This is a genomic window from Acidobacteriota bacterium, from assembly GCA_040752915.1.
Taxonomy (GTDB): domain Bacteria; phylum Acidobacteriota; class UBA4820; order UBA4820; family DSQY01; genus JBFLVU01.
This window is the reverse complement of the sequence record JBFMHB010000127.1, coordinates 1-3553: the sequence shown is the minus strand read 5'-3', so window position 1 is coordinate 3553 and position 3553 is coordinate 1. Positions and strand designations below refer to the sequence as shown.

Annotated in this window: 4 protein-coding genes; all 4 read right to left on the bottom strand. The window is 68.6% G+C overall.

The window, feature by feature from the left end:
- The coding region (gene miaB, locus AB1824_13305; GenBank protein MEW5765938.1) for a tRNA (N6-isopentenyl adenosine(37)-C2)-methylthiotransferase MiaB at positions 1-1048 on the bottom strand (1048 nt) is incomplete at its 3' end.
- Between the two features lie 96 nt (positions 1049-1144).
- On the bottom strand, positions 1145-1975 hold the full coding sequence (gene mazG, locus AB1824_13300; protein ID MEW5765937.1) for a nucleoside triphosphate pyrophosphohydrolase: 831 nt from the start codon (positions 1973-1975) through the stop codon (positions 1145-1147).
- Between the two features lies 1 nt (position 1976).
- Entirely contained in the window at positions 1977-2510 is a 534-nt protein-coding gene (locus AB1824_13295) for a hypothetical protein (GenBank protein ID MEW5765936.1), read from the bottom strand.
- 50 nt (positions 2511-2560) lie between these two features.
- Positions 2561-3553, bottom strand: a 993-nt coding sequence (locus AB1824_13290) for a hypothetical protein (protein ID MEW5765935.1), incomplete at its 5' end; no start/stop codon positions are given.

Here is a 3553-nt window from a genome sequence, read left to right as displayed (position 1 = left end):
CCCGGGCCGCGGCCGCCGGAACGGGTTGGAGCCGGGCCGCGGGAGTTCCGGGCCGGGGAGAAAAGCGGAAGGAGTACAGGGTGTCGTAAGCCGCCTCCCGGACGACCTTGAGGGTTTCCTGGAAATCTTCCTCCGTCTCGCCCGGGAAGCCCACGATCACGTCACTGGAGAGGGCCAGGTCCGGAACCTTGCGCCGGATCTCGTCCACGAGGTTCAGGTACCACGCCTGGTCGTACTGGCGGCGCATGGCCTTCAGGATCCGGTCCGATCCGGCCTGGACGGGCAGGTGCAGGTAGGGGCAAAGGTTCTCCCGCTCGCCCATGAGATCGGCCGCCTCCAGGGGGAAGTGTCGGGGATGGCTCGTGGTGAAACGCAGGCGCTTCAGGCCGGGAAGGTCGCTCACGGCGGCCAGGAGGTCGGGGAAACGGCGCGAGCGGCCCTCCTTCCAGCAGTTCACGTTCTGGCCGAGGAGCTCCACTTCCAGAAAACCCGCATCCACCGCCCTGCGGGCCTCCTCCAGAATCGAGGCCATTGGCCGATAGATCTCGGGACCCCGGGTGGCCGGGACGACGCAGAAGGCGCACTTCTTGTTGCACCCTTCCATGACCGTCACGTAGGCCTTGGTGGGGCTGGACCGCGCGATCATCCGATCGGGGAAGAGCACCGAGTCCGGGTGAAACTCCGTGTCGATGGCCTTCTGAACCCGGGCCTGCCGCAGGAGTTCGGGAAGGTGCAAGACCCCCCTGGGCCCCATCACGAGGTCCACGTAAGGGGCGCGCGCGAAGACGGCCTCCTTCTCCTGCTGGGCCACGCATCCGACCAGGCCCAGAATCACCTCCCGGTCCCGCTTGAGCCCCTTGAGCCGCCCGAGTTCCGTGAAGACCTTGTTCTGCGGGCCTTCCCGGACGGAACACGTGTTGAGGAGGATGACGTCGGCCTCCTTCTCGTCGGATGCGGGCTCGTATCCCAGGTCGGCCAGGAGACCGGCCATCTTGTCGCTGTCCAGGACGTTCATCTGGCAGCCCCAGGTCTTGATGAGGTATTTCACGGGAGAGCCCCTCCGTTGTCGCGGGCGCTCGGGTTGGGCGGACCCGAGGAATCGATGTGGCGCGCCACGGCCGCCGACCCCCTCCGGATTTCCGGATCAAGCATCACCGAAGGGCAGCTCCGAGGAATGGCCGCGCTCGCGGCCCTTGATCCGCTCCCAGAGGGCGTCCATTTCGGCCAGGGTCATCCCGTGGATATCCCGGCCCTCTTGGCGGGCCTCCGTTTCCAGGGCCCGGAAGCGCCGCTGGAACTTGGCGTTGGAGAGCTGGAGCGCGTCCTCCGGGTCCACGTCCAGGAAGCGGCTCAAGTTGGCCAACGCGAAGAGAAAGTCCCCGAGCTCCTCGCGGATGAGGTCCTTCCGCCCCGAGGCGACGGCCTCCCTCAGTTCGTCCCACTCCTCGCGGACCTTGTCCTCCACCTGACGGCGCTCCTCCCAGTCGAAGCCCACGCGGGCGGCTTTCTGGCCGAGGCGGTAGGCCTTGAGCAGGGCGGGGAGGGCCCGGGGGACGCCGTCGAGGGCGCTCGGATCAGAGGCGCCGTTTTCTCGCTTCTCCTCTTTCTTGATGGCCTCCCAGTTCTGGAGGACCTCTTCGGGCGAATCGGCCCGGACCTCTCCGAAGACGTGGGGATGTCTCCTCACGAGCTTCTCGTTGATGGAGCGGCACACCTCCTCGACCGTGAAGGCCCCCTCCTCCTCGGCGATGCGCGCGTGGAAGACCACCTGGAGCAGGAGATCGCCCAGTTCCTCCCGGAGTTTAGCGGCATCGCCGCTCTCGATGGCGTCGAGGACCTCGTAGGTCTCCTCCACGAGGTAGGGTTTGAGGTCCTCCCGCTTCTGCGCCCGGTCCCACGGGCATCCCCCGGGGGATCGGAGCCGGGCCATGATGGAGACGAGACGGCCGAATTCGGGGTGCCGCTCCCGCTCCATCTCACTTTCCCCCGAGAAGGAGGGAGACCGGCTCGCCGGCCCGGGCCCGGACGGGTCCCGCCGAGAGATCCTTCTCGCTGCGCGTGGAGATATCGCCGTCTTCATCCAGTCGGACGAGGAGGTCGGCCTCCTCGGGCAGGGGCTCGCCCGTCATGGAGTCGGCGCCCGTGATGCGGAAGGCCACGGGGAACGATTCGGGCAGCAGCTTGACGGCGGCCACGGGCCGCATGTCCCCCGCGGAGGAGCGGGCGATGACGAAGAGCGTGGGACCCCTTTGGAATCCCGCGGCGAGGTTGGAGGGCAGGTCCACCGTCCCGGAGAAATCCGCACCCGCGGCGGCCGTTGCGGGTGCCGGCTCCGGCATCGGCGAGGCTTCCTGGGGCGCGTCCTTCTGAACGGGCCGGGCCGCGCGGGCTTCCTTGGGCGCCTCGGGGGGATCGCCCTTCCACGAAACTTCGTGCTGGGAACAGCCCAGGAGAGTCAGGGCCGAGAGCAGGATCAGGGCTCTCGTCGGAATGGATCGGTTCTGGGTCATGCGCGGGCTTCCTTCCTGTCGTTCCGGAGAAAAGGCAGCGCTCCGGAGGTCTACTTGCGGTCGAAGCGGGCGAGCAGGTCGGCCGCCTTGAGGGTAAAGACGATAGGCCGACCGTGGGGGCAGGTCAAGGGGCACCCCAGGTCGAAGAGGGCGTCCAGAAGGTACTGAAGCCTGGGAAGGGGCTGAGGCTCTCCGACCATGACGGATCCCCGGCAGGAGCGCATCACGAGGATTTCTTTCCAACGGTCCCTGGGCGTCTTCAGAGCTTCGCCGGCGCCGTCGAAGAGTTCCTGAAGCAGTTCCTGAGCCTCGGTGGGGCGGAGGAAGGCGGGCGCGGACCGCACCGCCACGACGCCCTCCCCTAGGACCTCCGCCTCGAAGCCCTGGGAGGTGGCGAGGGCGGCCATTTCCGCGGCGCGGTGCGCCAGTCGGCGGGGGAGGGTGAAGGTGGGTGGCAGGAGAAAGGCCTGGCGGGGACCGGGTTTTTCGATGAACCGGCGGAACTGCTCGAACCGGACGCGCTCGTGGGCCACGTGCTGGTCCACGACGGACAGGCCGTCGGGTCCATCGCACAGGATGAAGGAGTCCCTCCACTGGGCCAAGGCGCGAAGGGGCGCGGGTGGAGGCCCCGAGGGAGAGGCGAGGGGGAGGAGCGCGGGCCTTTCCTGACTCGAAGCCTCCCGCCAAGACGGAGGCCGCGATTCTCCGACGACGGGGAGGCCGGCCGCCGGGGAGAAAACGTTCCCCGCGCCCGGGGGCCCGGGCCCGATGGCCCTTCGAAGGGCCGCCGCCACCGCGCCGTGGACGGCCTGCCCGTCCGCGAAGCGCACCTCCCGCTTGGCCGGATGGACATTCACATCCACCCGGTCAAAGGGCACGGCCACGGAAAGGAGAAGCAGGGGATGGCGGCCCCGCGGCATGGTGTCCGCGTACGCCTCCGCGATGGCGTGCTGAAGGACGCGGTCCCGGATGAGCCGCCCGTTGACCAGCGTGAACTGGTACCGGGGCGAGCCGAGGTTTCGTTCGGGGCGCCCGGCCAGGCC